At 64.2% G+C, this 15,980-nt stretch carries 11 protein-coding genes; 3 read left to right on the top strand and 8 right to left on the bottom strand.

Translation table 11 applies throughout. The features are described 5' to 3' along the window. Window positions 1–9 precede the first annotated feature (9 nt). Genes KYT87_RS07055 through KYT87_RS07045 form a run of 3 tightly spaced genes read left to right on the top strand, consistent with a single transcriptional unit; the run spans window position 10 to window position 3,764 of the window. A complete protein-coding gene (locus KYT87_RS07055; RefSeq protein ID WP_219991910.1) occupies window positions 10–1,059 on the top strand; it encodes an ABC transporter ATP-binding protein in 1,050 nt (349 codons plus the stop codon). Continuing rightward, window positions 1,056–2,708, top strand: coding sequence for an iron ABC transporter permease (locus KYT87_RS07050; protein ID WP_046802680.1), 1,653 nt, complete (start codon window positions 1,056–1,058; stop codon window positions 2,706–2,708). Before KYT87_RS07055 ends, KYT87_RS07050 begins: the two co-directional genes overlap by 4 nt. Window positions 2,709–2,744: 36 nt before the next feature. After that, complete coding sequence (locus KYT87_RS07045; protein ID WP_219991909.1) at window positions 2,745–3,764, top strand: extracellular solute-binding protein; 1,020 nt, start codon at window positions 2,745–2,747, stop codon at window positions 3,762–3,764. Between the two features lie 176 nt (window positions 3,765–3,940). Here the strand turns inward: KYT87_RS07045 and KYT87_RS07040 are convergent, their stop codons facing one another. The 8 genes from KYT87_RS07040 to KYT87_RS07005 all read right to left on the bottom strand — a co-directional run bounded on the left by KYT87_RS07040 (window position 3,941) and on the right by KYT87_RS07005 (window position 15,883). Beyond that, window positions 3,941–6,355, bottom strand: a complete 2,415-nt coding sequence (locus tag KYT87_RS07040; RefSeq protein WP_255594152.1) for a TonB-dependent siderophore receptor — start codon at window positions 6,353–6,355, stop codon at window positions 3,941–3,943. A gap of 183 nt (window positions 6,356–6,538) precedes the next feature. Beyond that, window positions 6,539–7,510, bottom strand: coding sequence for a FecR domain-containing protein (locus KYT87_RS07035; RefSeq protein WP_219991907.1), 972 nt, complete (start codon window positions 7,508–7,510; stop codon window positions 6,539–6,541). Continuing rightward, window positions 7,503–8,036 (bottom strand): sigma-70 family RNA polymerase sigma factor, encoded by a 534-nt coding sequence (locus KYT87_RS07030; RefSeq protein ID WP_104143085.1) that lies wholly within the window; start codon window positions 8,034–8,036, stop codon window positions 7,503–7,505. The genes KYT87_RS07035 and KYT87_RS07030 overlap by 8 nt, the downstream gene beginning before the upstream one ends. A 111-nt stretch (window positions 8,037–8,147) precedes the next feature. Further along, window positions 8,148–9,239: a cell division protein ZapE gene (gene zapE / locus KYT87_RS07025; protein ID WP_046802676.1), complete on the bottom strand. Its 1,092-nt coding sequence runs from the start codon at window positions 9,237–9,239 to the stop codon at window positions 8,148–8,150. A 79-nt stretch (window positions 9,240–9,318) separates the two neighbouring features. After that, a complete protein-coding gene (gene lpdA, locus KYT87_RS07020) occupies window positions 9,319–10,746 on the bottom strand; it encodes a dihydrolipoyl dehydrogenase (protein WP_046802675.1) in 1,428 nt (475 codons plus the stop codon). 129 nt (window positions 10,747–10,875) lie between these two features. Further along, entirely contained in the window at window positions 10,876–12,111 is a 1,236-nt protein-coding gene (gene odhB, locus KYT87_RS07015; RefSeq protein WP_046802674.1) for a 2-oxoglutarate dehydrogenase complex dihydrolipoyllysine-residue succinyltransferase, read from the bottom strand. Between the two features lie 103 nt (window positions 12,112–12,214). After that, window positions 12,215–15,082 (bottom strand): 2-oxoglutarate dehydrogenase E1 component, encoded by a 2,868-nt coding sequence (locus KYT87_RS07010; RefSeq protein ID WP_046802673.1) that lies wholly within the window; start codon window positions 15,080–15,082, stop codon window positions 12,215–12,217. 330 nt (window positions 15,083–15,412) lie between these two features. Continuing rightward, window positions 15,413–15,883 (bottom strand): Lrp/AsnC family transcriptional regulator, encoded by a 471-nt coding sequence (locus tag KYT87_RS07005; protein ID WP_219991906.1) that lies wholly within the window; start codon window positions 15,881–15,883, stop codon window positions 15,413–15,415. Window positions 15,884–15,980 lie beyond the last annotated feature (97 nt).

Raw genomic sequence — 15,980 nt, 5'->3', positions numbered from 1 at the left:
CCCCCGGGCATGGACATCCGCATTGAAAAACTCTGCATTTCGTACGGCGATCAGCGCGTCATCGACGGCCTGAGCCTGGATATTCCTCCCGGCGCCTTTTTTACCTTGCTGGGGCCCAGCGGCTGCGGCAAGACCACCCTGCTGCGCGCCATCGCGGGATTCACGCCCATTGCATCCGGCCACCTGCGTTTCGGCGGCAAGGACGTGACCCGCCTGCCCGCGCACCAACGCAACATCGGCATGGTGTTCCAGGACTACGCACTGTTTCCCAACCGCAGCGTGTTCGACAACGCGGCGTACGGGCTGCGCGCAAGAAAGGTGGCGTCCGCCCAGATCCAGCAGCGGGTGACCGCGGCATTGGAACGGGTGGGCCTGGGGCAATACGCGGCAAGACTACCCGCCGAATTGTCCGGCGGACAGCGGCAGCGCGTCGCGCTTGCACGCGCGCTGGTCATCCAGCCGCAGGTGCTGCTGATGGATGAACCGCTTTCCAACCTGGACGCCAAGCTGCGCATCCAGGTACGCCAGACCATCGCCGAGCTCCAGCGCGAGGCCGGCATCACCACCGTCTTTGTCACCCACGACCAGGAAGAAGCGCTGGCGCTATCCGACCAGATCGCCGTCATGCAGCAGGGCCGCGTGGCGCAGTTGGGCACGCCGCGCGACATCTACAGCCAGCCGGCCAGCGGCTACGTGGCGGACTTCATCGGTGCGGCCAACCTGCTGCCCGTGCAATGCCACGTGCATGAGATCGGGCCGGTCCGCTTGCAGGTCGATGGACACCCCGTGGCCGCGCATGCCCCGGTGCCCGTGACGGGCCAGGCCGTTCTGGTGGCGCGCCCCGAAGACATCCTGCTGTCCACCACCGCCGGGGCCGGCGTGCCCGCGCGGATCCTGACGCAGCAGTACCTGGGCATCAAGACAAACTACCGCGTCGAACTGCCCAGCGGCCGCCATATGAACGTGGACGTGCACGGCGACCCGATCGCGGCGCTGGCACGAGGAACCGAGGTGGACCTGGTGTTCAACCCGCAAAAAACCCTGGTCTTGGCATCATGAAGCGCCTGGTCCCCATTCTGCGGTCGCCCTGGACGTGGTTGTCGCTGGCGGTGCTGGCCGTGTTGCTGGTATTCCTGGTGTGGCCCGTGCTGAACATCCTGTCGGCCAGCGTGCTGGCCCGCAACGACGAAGGCCTGTCCGGCTGGCAGATCATGCTGGCGGATCCGCGTTATGTGCGCGCCATCGGCAACACCTTGCTGCTGGGCGCCGGCGTCACGCTGCTGGCCGCCGCCATCGGCGTGCCGCTGGCCTACCTGACCGCGCGACACCGCTATCCCGGCAAGGCCTTGGTGTCGATCCTGCCCTTGATCACGCTCATCATTCCCGAAGTCATCGGGGCGCAAACCTGGCTGATGATCCTGGGCAACAACGGCGTGCTGACGCGCGCGCTGCGCGACGGCCTGGGGCTGGACCCGCCGTCGTTCTACGGCTGGCCGGGCTTGCTGACCGTCATGACGTTCACGTATTACGCGTACATCTACATAGGCACGCTGGCCGCTATCCGTGGCTTTGATGCGCAGCTTGAAGAGGCCGCCCAAAGCCTGGGTACGTCGCCGCCGATATCGCGCCTGAAGGTAATGGCCCCCGTCGTGCTGCCCGCCGTGCTGGCCAGCGCGCTGCTTGTCTTCACCATGGTGGTGGGCAATTTCGCCACGTCGATGATTCTCGGGCATCGGGTCGAACTGCTATCGGTATTGACCTATCAGGCGTCCGTGTCCGAAACCGGCAGCGACCCGGTCATGCAAAGCACGCTGGCCACCACATCGATTGCCCTGGTGATGCTGGCCCTGTTCCTACAACGCTGGATCGTGTCGCGTGGCCGCTATGAAATCACGCAAGGGCGCGCCGCGCCCGAGACGCCGATACGCGGGCCGGGCGGGCTGGCGATGGCGGGGGCGGCGCTGGCTGTGATGACGCTGTCGATGTTGCCGCTGGCCACCCTGGCCGTGGGCGCCTTCACGCGCGCGCACGGCCCGGTCATGCGTTGGGGTGAATGGACGCTTGCGCATCTGGAACGCGTGCTGATCAATGCCCCCGGCCCGGTGCTGAACTCCGTCTTGTTCGCCGGCGCCGCCACGCTGATCGCCATTGCCTTCAGCACGCTGGCCAGCTACCTCATCGTCAAGAAGCGCAATGTGTTGACGCCTTGGCTGGATTACCTCAGCTCGATTCCGTTGGCGCTGTCCGGCACGGTAATCGGCATCGGCCTATTGATGACCTTCGGCCATGGCGCGTTCGATTTGTCCGGCACCGCGTCATTGATCGTGCTGGCCTACATCGTGCGGCGGCTGCCGTTTGGCGTGCGCAACGCGTCGTCCACGCTGTTCAACCTGCCCGATTCCATCGAAGAGGCATCCATCAGCCTGGGAGTGCCGCCGCTGGCGTCCTTCTTGAAGGTGGTGCTGCCATTGATGGCGCCCGCGATCGCCGCGGCCGCCGTCCTGACCTGGACCACCACCGTCTCCGAACTGAGCGCGTCAGTCATTGTGTATTCGCCGGGCCATGAAACGCTGCCCATCCAGATTTTCCGCTTGATCGACAGCGGCCTCATGGCGCAGGCATCGGCCTATGGTCTGGTGCTGATCGCCGTGATTCTGGCGCCGGTGCTGCTGGCGACCCGTGTCTTCAATATCCGGCTCTTTGCCTGAGCCGGGCTCTTACACCCCACCCAACAAGGAACCGCCATGATCCAGCTTCCCTCTTTCAACCGCCGCCAGGTGCTCAAGCTGCTGGCCGTCACCGGAGGCATCGGCGCGCTGCCCGCCCAGGCGCTGGCGCAGCGGGCCGAAAAAGTCGTTCTGTACACCACCTTGAACGCGCAGTCCGTCGAGACCGCCAGCGATCTCGCGCGCGACCTGCTGCCCCATATCAAGCCCAGCACGGTGGCGGGCGGCAGCAGCCAGTTGCTGAAACGAATCGAAGCCGAAGCGGGCCAGCCCAAGGGCGATCTTTTCTGGACATCCAGCGCCAACGTCATGCACGGCTACCGCGCCTTGTTCGAGCCTTACCGCTCACGGCACATCGCCGCGATTCCCGTACCCCTGCATGGCCCGGACGACCTCTGGATGGCCGCCAACCTGCACGTCGTGGTCGGCATGGTCAATGCGCGGCAGCTGTCCGGCCCCGCGCCCACGTCGTGGGCCGACCTGACCGACCGCCGCTTCAAAGGCAAGGTCATCATCGGCGACCCCGGCAACAGTTCCACAGCCTTTACCGCGTTGTGGGGCATCGAGCGTGTCCTCGGTACCGACGGCTTGCGGGCGCTGGCGCGCAACGTCAGCGTCTCCAGCGCGGCCTCGCATGTGGTGCGCAGCGTGGGCCAGGGGGAATACGCCGTGGGCATCACCTTCGAATCGACGGCGTATCCCTATGTGGCGGGCGGCCAGAAGGAAATCGGCATCATGTACCCGTCGGACGGCACCTTCACCGTGGCCGACAACATGGCCATGGTGAAGAACTCGCCCAACCCGCAGGCCGCCGGCCTGATGTACGACCTGCTGCTGTCGCGCGAGATGCAATTGGCATTGCTGCAAAACGCCTATCGCCGCCCCAGCCGCGACGACATCGACGTCAGCAAGCACCTGGACATGCCGCCGCTTGCCGACATCAAGATCGTGCCGGTCGATGAAGCCGAAGCCTCTGCCGGTCGCGAGGCGTTTCTTGCACGCTGGCGCGCGTTTGTCGCAGAGGCGCGCAGCGCCTGAGGCACGGTGCTCGAAACGCGGCCTCCGGGGTGCAGCCCCGGAGGTGCAGCCCTCGAAATGCAGCCCTCGAAATGCAGCCCCTGAAGTGCAGCCCCTGAAGTGCAGCCCCTGAGCGCAGCGGGCGGGCCATCGGTCCGCCCGCTGCGGCGCAACCTGCCGCGCTTTGTACTCCCGGTTTACCAGCGATAACGCACGCTGGCCTTCACCGAACGCTGGTAACCGTACCAGCACCAGGACTCACCCAGGCACGACGCGACATACTCCTTGTCGAACAGGTTCTGCACGTTCAACGCCACTTGCATGCCCTTCAACGAGGGCGACACGCGGCCAAGGTCATAGTCCAGCATCAAGTCGAACAGCGTGACGGAAGGCACCTTGTAGGTATTGGCTTCGTCAACGAACGACGAGCCGATATAACGGACGCCGCCGCCCACGCCCATGCCCGCCAGCGGCCCCCCTTGCAGCTGGTAGCGTGCCCATGCGGACGCCTGTTGCGACGGTACGCCGGCCGGCGATTTACCTTTGAGGTTCAAGCCCGTCAGGTTCGGATTGGCCTTGGAATATTCGTTGTCCATCAGCGAATACGCCGCCACCAGCGTCAGACCGCGCAGCGGCTCGCTCTTGGCTTCCAGCTCAATCCCCTGCGTGCGCAGCTCGCCCGCCTGGATCGAGCAGCGCCCGCCGGCCGTGCCGCATACGTGGGTGGGATCCGGATCGGTTGTCGTCATGTTCTCGCGTCGGATATCAAAGGCGGCGAAGGTCAGCAACGTTGCGCTGCCCGGCGGCTGGTACTTGATGCCGACTTCGTATTGCTTGCCCTCGATGGGCTTGAACGGCACGTTTTGCCAACCCGTGCCCGACTGCGGCTCGAACGATTCCGAATAGCTGAAGTACGGCGCCACGCCATTATCGAAGTTGTAGATGACGCCCGCGCGGCCCGTGAACTTCTCGGCGGTCAGCGACGACGGGGTGACGCGGCCGCTGGAAATTGCCGTGGTTTCGCCCACGGTGCGGGCCCAGTCATAGCGCCCGCCCAGCAACACCGACAGGCGGTCGATCTTGATCTGGTCCTGGAAGTACAAGCCGGCCTGGTACTGCCTGGACGTGGCATCCGACGAAAATGCCGGAGTGGCGATGTGCTGTCGGTTATCCGGGTTCAACACGTACAGCGGCGGCGCGCTGCCGGATCCCGACAACGTGTCCGTCTTCACGTGCTGGTAGTCAAAGCCCAGCAACGCGGTGTGACCAAAGCTGCCGGTGTTGAAGCGGGCCTGCACATTGTTGTCGATGGTCAGTGCGCCCACATCCACGTCCGTGGCGATCGCCGCGCGCTGCTGGTACAGATAGGTGCGGTCCGTATAGCCGTAGTTGTTCGTCATGGCGCCGTACACGCTGCGGTACTTGGCTTCGGAACGGGTCCAGCGCAGGCTTTGCGTGGCTTTGAACGTGTCGTTGAACCGATGGTCCAGCACGTAGCCCAATGAATAGCTCTTGCGGTCGCTCTTTTCGAAATTGGCGTCGCCATCGTAGTAATCCGCCGGGAGGCGGATGCCGTCCGGCGCGGACAACAGCGTACGCATGGACGACACGCTGCCGTACGAACCCATGTCCGGATCGCGCTGGAAATTGGTCAGCACGGTCAGCGAGGTATCGCCACTGGGCTTCCACGTGAAGGCCGGCGACACAAAATAGCGGCGCTCTTTGGTGTCCTTCACCTGGCCGTCCGACATATAGCCGGCGCCGACCAGGCGATACAAGAACTTGCCGTCTTCATCGACCGGCCCGCCAAAGTCGAAGTTGGCTCGGCCATAGTCGTAGTTGCCAACCTGCACCTCCACTTCGCGCAGCGTCTCTTCCAGCGGTCGCTTGCTGACCTGGTTCACCACGCCGCCCGGGCCTCCCTGGCCGTACATGACCGACGCCGGGCCCTTCAGCACGTCCACCCGTTCGAGGCGATAGGCATCGACTTGCGGCAGCGCATCGCGGCCACCGAATACGCGCAGGCCGTCCAGATAAGACGATGCGGAAAAGCCCCGCACATTGAACTGGTCCAGCCGCGTGGCGGTGGCGCCGCGCGATTCGGTCGCCACGCCGGCGGTGTATCGCAGCACCTGGTTGAGCGTCTGCGCGCCCTGCTCCGTGATCTGTTCGCGCGTAATGACCGACACCGATTGCGGCGTTTCAATCAGCGGTGTGTCGGTCTTGGTCGCGCTGACGCTGGCGCTGGCCACATAGCCCACCGTGGGCGCCAGCGCGCTTTCCGCCATGCCGGACACCGTCACCGGCGCCAGCACATGCGCGTCACCTGACGGCGAGGCAGGCGCGGGCACCAGCGTCCAGGTATTGCCGGATTGCGCACGCGCCTGCAGGCTGCTGCCCGCCAAGATGCGCGCAAAGCCGGCGCCCACGGAATAGCCGCCATTCAAACCGCCGGATCGCTGGCCGCGCACCAAAGCCGGATCGAACGACAGCACCACGCCAGCCGTGCGGGCGAATTGCGTCAGCACATCGGCCAGCGCACCGGCGGGAATCTGGTAGCTGCGCTGCGCGTTGGCGGCGGCGGGCGCGGACTGTGCCCACGCAGCGGGCATGCCGGCGGCAAGCGCGCCCGCGCAAGTGGCGGTCAGCACGGCCTTGCGGCCGGCCGTCAGTGTGGCGCGCAGGCGCGATTGAGATGAAGCAGACACGAAACTCTCCCTGTACGGTGATCTATCCCTGCCTTTCCGTACGGGAAGCAAAAACCTGCAAGACATCCGGCAAAAAAGTTGTAACGCTCAGATTTGCCGAGGATCGACCTGCAACCAATACTGCGTGTGCCGCGTGACCGTGATGGGCAGCGCGGGCTCAAGCGCCTTCAACGCCCGTTCCGCATCGTCCAGCGGGAACACGCCCGACAGCGTCAGGGCGGCCACGGCGGGGTCCACGCGGATCACGCCCACGCGCTGGCGCGCCAGATAGCGCGCAAACGCGTCCAGCCGCCACTCCTTGGCCACCACCATGCCGTCCACCCAGGCCAACCGATCGGGGTCGACGGCGCTGCGCACGAGCTCGTCGGCGCCGGCGTCGGGGTCGGTGTAGGCCAGCCGCTCGCCGGCGTCGGCGTGCGTCCAGGCGCCCTGGCGCAGCAGTCCCACGCTGCCTTCGTACACGCCCAGCCGCAAGCCTGCGTCGGTGCGATGCAGATCGAACCGCGCGCGCTCGGCACGCAGTTCGCCATCGCCCGCGATCACGCGCAGCGCATCCACGCCCGCGCGCGGTTGCGTATTTACCAACATCTCGCCGCGCAGCAGGTCGATGCCGCGCGCGGCGCCCGACAGATGCAGGCGCACGGCGCTATCGCTGTTCAGCGTGATGGTCAGGCCGTCGGCCAGCGCCACGGTACGGCGTTCCCCCACGCGGGTGCTAAGGTCAGCCGCCAGGCGTTGCCAGGGCGTGTGCCGATAGCCTGCCCATCCGATGGCGGCCACGCCCGTCAGGCTCAGCAAGCCGCGCAATGCGTTGCGGCGGCCCGGGGAGCTTGGCGAGCTCAACGCGGCATGGGCCAACGCCGCCGGCACGCGGCGCGTATCGCGGCCGATGGCCTCCAGGCGATCCCAGGCTTGTCGATGGGCAGCATCCGCATCCAGCCACGCGCGACAGGACTCGTGGTCGCGGGCATTCGCCACGCCACTTTGCAAGCGGGTCCACCAGGCGATGGCCTGGCGCACCACGGCATCCGGCGGGGCGCCTCGGGCGGCGTTATTCATAGAATGCGGCATAGCAGGCGGCCATCGCCCGCACCATGTACTGCTGAACGGAACTGAGCGATACGCCCAGACGCTGCGCGATGTCGGGATAGGTCAGCCCATCCAGCTGCGACATCAGAAATGCGGAACGCGCCTTGGGCGGCAAGCCGTCAAGCAGGCGGTCCAGACGCACCAGCGCTTGCAGTTGTTCGGCCTGTGTCTCGGGCGACGGGGCGTAAGCCTGCTCAAGCGTGGCCAGGTAGTTCAGATAGGCATATTCCAGCGCGGCATGGCGCTGATGGTCCACAACCAGCCCCTTCGCGATCGTGGTCAGCAAGGCGCGTGCATCGGTCGCGCGCACCGCCTTGCGGCCCTGAATCAGCCGGACAAAAACGTCCTGTGCCAGATCTTCGGCGCGATGCTCGCAGCCCAGCTTGCGGCGCAACCATCCAAACAGCCATGGCCGGTGCTCGCGATACAGCCCGTCAACAGGCGCGATCGCGGCGTCCGCGCACGTAGCCGGTGGGGAAAACAAAGAGGAAGACACAATTGAGACCGCGGTGCGGAACCTGAAGTGTCAAAATCTTAAGTGATAATGACTTGCATTACCAATGCTATGTACAAGCGGCTCGCCCCAGACGGGCCGCTTGCGGCATTACTACAACGTCGCCGTCAGGCGGCGCTCGGATTCCAGATATTCGCGCGATTGCATTTCAAGAATGCGCGAGACGGTGCGATGGAATTCGTTGGCCAGCGCCCCTTCCGTGTAGATCTCTTCGGGCTCGCACTCAGCCGACATGATGAGCTTGACGCGGTGGTCGTAGAACACGTCGATCAACCAGGTGAAGCGGCGCGCCTCGGATGCCTGGCGCGGGCCCATCCTGGGCACGCCCGACAGGATCACGGCGTGGAATCGGTTGGCCAATTCCAGGTAGTCGTTCTGCGAACGCGGGCCGCCGCAAAGCGTGGCGAAATCAAACCACACCACCGAACCGGCCAGCGCCACGGCGCGGATCTCGCGGTGCTCGATGTGCAGCAAGGGTTCCTGCGGCGGCGTATCGGCAAGGCTGTCGAACGCCTTCTTCAGCGCAGCCTGCGCGTGTTCGTCCAGCGGCGTGTGATAACACTGCACCTGCTCCAGCGAGCGGCGGCGGTAGTCCACGCCCGCGTCCACGTTCATCACGTCCATGCGCGACTGGATCAGCGCAATGGCGGGCAGCACGCGGTCGCGGTGCAGGCCGTCCGTGTACAAGGTGGACGGTTCGTAGTTGGACGTCATGATGAACGACGTGCCGTATTCAAACAGCTTGAGCAGCAGCCGATGCAGGATCATCGCGTCGGCCACGTCCGACACGTGGAACTCGTCAAAGCAGATCAGCCGGTAACGCTTGGCGACGCGCTTGGCCACTTCGTCCAGCGGGTCTTGCATGCCCTTTACTTCTTCCAGCTCGCGATGCACGCCGCGCATGAACTCGTGAAAGTGCAGGCGCGTCTTGCGCACCACGGGCACGGTCGCGTAGAAGGCGTCCATCAGGAAGCTCTTGCCGCGCCCCACCCCACCCCACAGATACACGCCACGCGGCACGTCGGGCCGGTTCAGCAGCTTTTTCAGGGCATTCGAGCGCATCGACTTGAACTTGACCCACTCGTCGTAATAGCGCTGCAAGCGGTCGATGGCCAGCTTTTGCGCGGCATCGGGCTTGTAGCCACGTTCGGCCAGGGCGTGTTCGTAGTATTCGAGGACGTTCATGGGGTTCAGCTCAAGCAACCAAAATGAAAAAAGGGCGGGTCCTTGAACCCGCCCCCTGTCTAGCTCAGGTCAAGGACGCTTAGAAATTCAGCGCGCGCTTGTCCACGGCCAGAGCGGCTTCCTTCACGGCTTCCGACAGCGTCGGGTGCGCGTGGCAGATGCGGGCGATGTCTTCGGCGGCGCCACGGAATTCCATGATGGTCACGGCTTCCGAGATCAGTTCCGAGGCCATCGGGCCCACGATGTGCACGCCCAGGACTTCGTCGGTCTTGGCATCGGCGATCACCTTGGCAAAACCGGTGGTGTCGCCCAGCGCGCGGGCGCGGCCGTTGGCCAGGAACGGGAAGCTGCCGGCCTTGTACTCGCGGCCTTCGGCCTTGAGCTGCTGCTCGGTCTTGCCGACCCAAGCAATTTCCGGCGACGTGTAGATCACCCACGGCACGGTGTCGAAGTTGACGTGGCCATGCTGGCCGGCGATGCGCTCGGCAACCGCCACGCCTTCTTCTTCGGCCTTGTGCGCCAGCATCGGGCCACGCACGACGTCACCCACTGCCCAGACGTTTTGCAGGTTGGTCTTGCAGTCGCCGTCCACGGCCACGAAGCCGCGTTCGTCCAGCTTCAAGCCCACGGCGTCGGCGTTCAGGCCGCCGGTGTAAGGCACGCGGCCGATCGAGACGATCAGCTTGTCGACCACCAGCTTTTGCTCGGCGCCCTTGGCGTCGACATAAGGCACGGTCACCGACTTGGCGGTGGCCTTGATCTCGCCGATCTTCACACCCATCTGGATGTTCAGGCCTTGCTTGGTGAACGCCTTCAGCGCTTCCTTGGCCACCTGGCTGTCAGCGGCGGCCAGGAATTCCGGCATCGCTTCCAGGATGGTGACGTCGGAACCCAGGCGGCGCCACACGCTGCCCATTTCCAGGCCGATCACACCGGCGCCGATCACGCCCAGCGTCTTGGGGACGCCGCCGATGTTCAGCGCGCCGTCGTTGGACAGCACAACCTTTTCGTCGAACGGCAGGCCGGGCAGTTCGCGAGCCGACGAACCGGTCGCCACCACCACGTGCTTGGCCACCAGGTCTTCTTCGGCGGTGCCGGTGACCTTGATGGCCCAGCCGCCTTCCACTTGGCCGCTGAACGCGCCCTTGCCGTGGAAGAAGGTGACCTTGTTCTTCTTGAACAGGTACAGGATGCCGTCGTTGTTCTGCTTGACCACCGTGTTCTTGCGGCCGATCAGCGTATCGAGCTTCAGGCTGACGCCCTTGACTTCGATGCCGTGTTCGGCGAAGTGGTGGTTGGCTTGTTCAAAGTGTTCGGACGATTGCAGCAACGCCTTGGACGGGATGCAGCCAACGTTGGTGCAGGTGCCGCCGGGAGCCGGGCCGCCTTGGCCGTTTTGCCAGGCGTCGATGCAAGCGACCGACATGCCCAGTTGGGCTGCGCGAATAGCGGCGATGTAGCCGCCAGGGCCTGCGCCGATCACGACGACGTCAAATTGTTTGGACATAGTGTTCTCGCGGATGAGTGTGGGGTGGAACACGCCCCGCCCGACGCTGGTGAGCCGGAGGCCGGCGCCAGGCCGGCCGGGGCGCCGCGATCCGGAAGGCCCGGAGCGGCGCCACGCGGGGCGTCGAGATTACAGGTCCAGCAACAGACGCTGCGGATCTTCCAGGGCGTCCTTCATGGCGACCAAGCCCAGCACGGCTTCGCGGCCGTCGATGATGCGGTGGTCATAGGACAGCGCCAGGTAATTCATCGGGCGGATGACGATCTGGCCGTTTTCGACAACAGCGCGATCCTTGGTGGCGTGCACGCCCAGGATGGCCGATTGCGGCGGGTTGATGATCGGAGTCGACAGCATCGAACCGAACACGCCACCGTTGGAGATCGAGAACGTACCGCCGGTCATTTCTTCAATGCCCAGCTTGCCGTCAGCGGCGCGGCGGCCGAAGTCGGCGATGGTCTTTTCGATTTCAGCGATGGACAGCTGGTCGGCGTTGCGCAGGATCGGCACCACCAGGCCACGCGGGCTGCCGACAGCGATACCGATGTCGAAGTAGCCGTGATAGATGATGTCCTTGCCGTCGATCGAGGCATTGATCAGCGGGTACTTCTTCAGGGCAGCCACGGCGGCCTTGACGAAGAACGACATGAAGCCCAGCTTGATGCCGTGTTCCTTTTCGAACTTGTCCTTGTACTTGCTGCGCAGATCGATGACCGCTTGCATGTTCACTTCGTTGAACGTGGTCAGGATTGCGTTTTCTTGCTGCGATTGCAGCAGGCGCTCGGCGATGCGGGCGCGCAGGCGGCTCATCGGCACGCGCTGTTCCGGACGGCCGTCCAGCGACAGCGTGGTCGGGGCGGGAGCAGCCGGCGCCTTGGCCGGAGCGGCCTTGGCGGCAGGAGCGCCGGCGGCCAGGGCGTCGCCCTTGGTCACGCGGCCGTCGCGGCCGGTGCCGGACACGGAAGCGGCGTCAACGCCCTTCTCGGCCAGGATCTTGGCGGCGGCGGGCGATGCCACGCCGGCGGCAGCCGACGAAGCGGGCGCGGCGGCGGGTGCCGGGGCGGCAGCGGCTTGTTCAGCGGCCTTGGGGGCTTCGGCCGGGGCGGTCGCGGCGGCGGCGGCCTTGGCGGCGGTGTCGATGCGGGCCAGCACTTCGCCCGAGGTCACGGTGCTGCCATCGCCCTTGACGATTTCAGCCAGCACGCCCGAGGCGGGAGCCGGCACTTCCAGCACGACCTTGTCGGTTTCGACTTCGATCAGGATTTCGTCCGCTTCAACGGCAGCGCCCGGCTGCTTCTTCCAGGTCAGCAGGGTCGCTTCGGAGACGGATTCGGAAAGTTGGGGGACGACGACGTCGGTAATAGCCATTTTGTTTGTTCCGTAAAGTGTGTGTTCTGGTCACGCGGCGCGGCAAGGTTCGAAAGCAGGTTCCAAAACGCTTGCCGCGCGCAGCGCGTGCATCAAGTCAGGGTTACTTCGTCAACATGACCTTGAACTTGGGCGCGAAAGCCGTCTCGATCAGGGCCTTCTGCTGTTCCTGGTGCTTGGCCAGGTAGCCCACGGCCGGCGATGCCGACGCGGCGCGGCCGGCGTAGCCCAGCTTCTGGCCTTCCACCATGTTCTCGTACACGTGATGCTGAACGTAGAACCAGGCGCCTTGGTTCTGCGGTTCGTCCTGAACCCAGATCACTTCGGTGGCCTTCGGGTACTTGCGCAGTTCCGTTTCGAACGACTTGTGCGCAAACGGGTACAGCTGCTCGACGCGGACGATGGCGACGTTGTCGGCGCCACGCTCGCGGCGGGCGTTGACCAGGTCGTAGTACACCTTGCCCGAGCAAGCCAGAACGCGCTTGACCTTGCTGGCGTCGATGGTGTCGTCGACTTCGCCGATCACCGGCTGGAAGCTGCCGCCTGCCAGATCGGTCAGGGGCGAACCCGCGTCCTTGTTACGCAGCAGCGACTTCGGCGTGAACAGCACCAGCGGCTTGCGGAACGGGCGGATCATCTGGCGACGCAGAACGTGGAAGATCTGCGAGGCAGAGGTCGGCTGGACCACTTGCATGTTGTTGTCGGCGCACAGTTGCAGGAAGCGCTCGATACGGCCCGACGAGTGCTCGGGGCCTTGGCCTTCGTAGCCGTGCGGCAGCATCAGGGTCAGGCCCGACTGGCGGCCCCACTTGGCTTCGCCGGAGCTGATGAATTGGTCGATCACGACCTGGGCGCCGTTGACGAAGTCGCCAAACTGGCCTTCCCAGATGGTCAGCGTGTTCGGTTCAGCGCTGGAGTAACCGTATTCGAAGCCCAGCACCGCCTCTTCGGACAGCACGGAGTCGATGACGGTGAACGGAGCCTGGCCTTCCGAGACATTCTGCAGCGGAATGTAGGTGCCGTCGTTCCAGCGTTCGCGGTTCTGGTCGTGCAACACGGCGTGGCGGTGCGTGAACGTGCCACGGCCCGAGTCCTGGCCGGTGATGCGGATGGCGTAGCCCGAGGAAACCAGGGTTGCGAAGGCGAGGTGTTCGCCCATGCCCCAGTCCAGGTTCATTTCGCCCTTGGCCATCGTGCGGCGGTCGTTCAGCAGCTTGGCGACCAGCGGGTGCACCGTGAAGCCTTCCGGAACCGTCGTGATGCGTTCGCCGATGCGCTTGAGTTCAGCCAGCGGCACGGCCGTGTCGGCCTGGTCCGTCCACTTGGCGCCCAGGAACGGGGACCAGTCGATGGCGTACTTGCTCTTGTAGTCGGTCAGCACGGGTTCAATCGTGCGCTGGCCGTCTTCCATCAGCTGACGGTAGTCCTTGACCAGTTGATCGGCTTCGCCTTCGGCCAGCACGCCTTGCGTGGTCAGCTTGTCGGCGTACAGCTTGCGCGTGCCGGGGTGATGGCCGATGCGCTTGTACATCAGCGGCTGCGTCAGCGACGGGGTGTCTTGTTCGTTGTGACCCAGCTTGCGGAAGCAAACGATGTCCACAACGATGTCATGACGGAATTGCAGGCGGTAGTCCAGGGCCAGCTTGGTGACGAACACCACGGCTTCGGGGTCGTCGCCGTTGACGTGGAACACCGGGGCTTCGATCATCTTGACCACGTCGGTGCAATACAGCGTCGAACGCGAGTCACGCGGGTCGGACGTGGTGAAGCCGATCTGGTTGTTGATGACGATGTGCAGCGTGCCGCCCGTACCGTAGCCGCGTGTCTGGGCCAGGTTCAGCGTTTCCATGACCACGCCTTGGCCGGCAAAAGCCGCGTCGCCGTGCACCAGCACCGGCAGAACGGTCTTGCCTTCGGTGTCACCGCGGCGTTCCTGGCGAGCGCGTGCGCTGCCTTCAACGACGGGGTTCACGATTTCAAGGTGAGACGGGTTGAAGGCCAACGACAGGTGGACCGGACCGCCACGGGTGGACAGGTCGGACGAGAAACCGTTGTGGTACTTCACGTCGCCGTCGGTCAGGCCTTCGGCGTGCTTGCCTTCGAACTCCGCGAACAGGTCGCCAGGCATCTTGCCCATGATGTTCACGAGCAGGTTCAGGCGGCCGCGGTGGGCCATGCCGACCACGATTTCCTGGACGCCGTTTTCGCCGGCGTGGTTCACCACTTCGTCCATCGAGGCGATGAAGCTTTCGCCGCCTTCCAGCGAGAAGCGCTTCTGGCCGACGTACTTGGTGTGCAGGAAGCGCTCAAGCCCTTCGGACTCGGTCAGCTGCTGCAGGATGTGGCGCTTTTCTTCGACCGAGTAGGCGGGCGCACCCAGCGTGGTTTCCAGGCGTTCCTGGATCCAGCGCTTGGCGGCAGGGTCGGAGATGTGCGTGAATTCAGCACCGATGCTGCGGCAATACGTGTCGCGCAGCGCCTTCAGGATGTCGCGCAGCGTCATGGTGCTGGCGGTCGTGAAGTAGGTGTTGGTGGCCGAGTAGGTCTGGTCCAGGTCGGATTCGGTCAGGCCGTAGAAGGCGGGATCGAGTTCCGGGATCTGCGGACGTTCCTGGCGCTTGAGGGGGTCCAGATCGGCCCAGCGCGAACCCAGCGAGCGGTAGGCGGCAATCAGCGATTGCACCGACACTTGCTTGCTGGCGACGCTCAGGTCGGGTTCGGCGGAGCGTTGCACGAAGGCATTGGCCTTGGCGCGCTGGGCGAACGATTCGACGATGGGAGCGTGGGCCTGGTCGCGAGTGGATTCCTGGCCGTCGGTTGCGGGAGCGTGCTGCAACTGGTCGAAATATTCGCGCCAGTTATCAGGAACCGAACCGGGATTGTCGAGGTAGGCTTCGTAAAGCTCCTCAACATATGGCGCGTTACCGCCAAAGAGATAAGACGTGGATAGAGATTCTATTTCCGAAGACATATCGCTTCACCTTTACGAGTGCTTCACTCGACACGATGCAGGAAAAACCTTCCGCGACACGGGCTTCCCGTTTAGCGGATCGCAGGGGGCAGAAGGCGCGTACAAGCCTTGAAAGCCGTATGCCGAGCAGTATAACCCTTTGAGTTTACGGGCGTCTTGAGACATTTTTGTGGCGCAAAAGCCCTTTCGGAATGCCTGCATGCGGCCGTGGAATGTCCGGCCAACCCCTGACATTGCGACGTCTACGCGCCATCAATTTCCGCCATTCCAAAATGCCGCAGTGCGTCATTGCCGAGCACGTCGATGCGTGAGTGTTGTGCATTAGCCGCGTCACACCGGCAAGGCAGTCGTCGACAAGATCTCTTTCAACACAAAAAAGGTGCGAATCTGGCGTACGCCAGGCAGCTTGATGATCTCGCCCGCATGCAGCTTGTTGAAGCGCTCCAGGTCCCGTATGCGCAGCATCAGGAAGTAGTCGAATTCGCCCGCCACCAGGTGGCATTCCAGGCAGCCGCTGATGCCGCGCGCCGCTTCCTCGAAGTCGGTGAAGGAGTCGGGCGTGGAACGGTCCAGCACCACGCCCACGATGACCAGCGTGGCCATGTCGACGTCGGCCGGCTCCAGTAGCGCCACCGTCTTTTTGATGATCCCTTCGGCCTTCAGCTTTTCCACCCGGCGCAAGCAGGCGGCCGGGCTCAGGTGCACGCGCGCACTCAAATCCAGATTGGTGATCTGTGCATCGTCTTGCAAGAGACGAAGGATGTGGCGATCGATACGGTCCAATCCGGCAAGCGCGCTCATTGCATGCGTCCCTAAAAATATTATCTCGTTATTCTTTTTCTTCAGAAAATAATAAATCTAAATTATCTTTCTTTGCTATTTTTAATATCGCGTTCAT

It is taken from the genome of Achromobacter sp. ES-001, assembly GCF_019448355.1.
GTDB classification, from domain to species: domain Bacteria; phylum Pseudomonadota; class Gammaproteobacteria; order Burkholderiales; family Burkholderiaceae_B; genus Achromobacter; species Achromobacter spanius_B.
The sequence above is the reverse complement of the archived record's forward strand: the minus strand, read 5'-3'. Positions and strand labels throughout refer to the sequence as shown.